Source organism: Aeromonas sp. S12(2024) (assembly GCF_041402305.1).
GTDB classification, from domain to species: Bacteria; Pseudomonadota; Gammaproteobacteria; order Enterobacterales; family Aeromonadaceae; genus Aeromonas; species Aeromonas veronii.
Genome location: NZ_JBGLRB010000044.1, coordinates 1 through 941, shown reverse-complemented (window position 1 = coordinate 941; position 941 = coordinate 1). Strand labels below are relative to the sequence as shown.

The following is a 941-nucleotide window of genomic DNA, read 5'->3' as shown; positions in this document are numbered from 1 at the left end:
TGGGTAACGAATGCGATGGGCGGCAATCTGCCTATTGGGGTAAATTGCCGCGTTGTTGTCGTTGTGGTGCGGCGAGTGGCACGCAGTACATAGACATGCGCAAGGTGAGCCGGGGCTGCACCTGCGGCCTGGAAGCGTCTCATATCCTCCCCATTTTTATCTCCACACAAATTGCCATAAATACACATGGGTGCGGGTGCTCACTTAACTTGTGTGAATCCACATGAACATGTGTGAAAGGGTGTGTGCCGTATTGCGAGCGCTGGTTGTAATAATGGTGCTTTATCAATTTGATAAGGAGGCTACTGAGGTGCAAGAGGCGAACGAGGCGCAAGCGCAGCATGTGACGGCGGAGGGCGATGCCCTGCCGAAAAAAGTGTGGGTCATGAACACGGAGGTAACGCCGGCCAGCGGCACCATCATGCCAGGTCAATTTATCGACCTGGCTGTGACCGTCAGGGCGCGGGATTTAGCCCTGCATCAAGACTACGACCTGAGTGCTGACGAGATGGGCAAGGTGGTCTGCCTGGCTGAAGTGGGGGGGAGTGAGTTGCCCAGGGGGGCGGTCCCCTCCGGCACGGCCCCGTGGGTCTATGAAGCGGTCAATCCGCAGCCCAATCGGGTCACCCTGCGGGTGCGCGCCATTGGTGGAGGAGCCAACAAGACCCTGTGTGTGCGGACCCGGGCGGCGGCCCCCCAGCACCCTGGCTGGCATGACTCGAACAAGGATAACCTCGATGGCAGCGTCAGTCAGGCCCGGCTGAATCCGCCAGTGCCCCCCCCCATCGCGCTCACCCCCTGGAATAGCAATGAGACCATGTATTTTTGGGGGGATGGCACGCACTCCTGCTATAACAGTGCCGAGAAGGTCTTTTACAAAGGCAGGTATGACTTTGACGCGCGGGGGATGCGCCGCAACGACACCCTGTCCGGCTGGCCGG

Annotated in this window: 1 protein-coding gene; it reads left to right on the top strand. The window is 59.4% G+C overall.

From position 1 onward, the window contains the following. Positions 1 to 310 precede the first annotated feature (310 nt). On the top strand, positions 311 to 941 hold a 631-nt coding region (locus tag ACB035_RS20445; RefSeq protein WP_371168032.1), incomplete at its 3' end, for a hypothetical protein.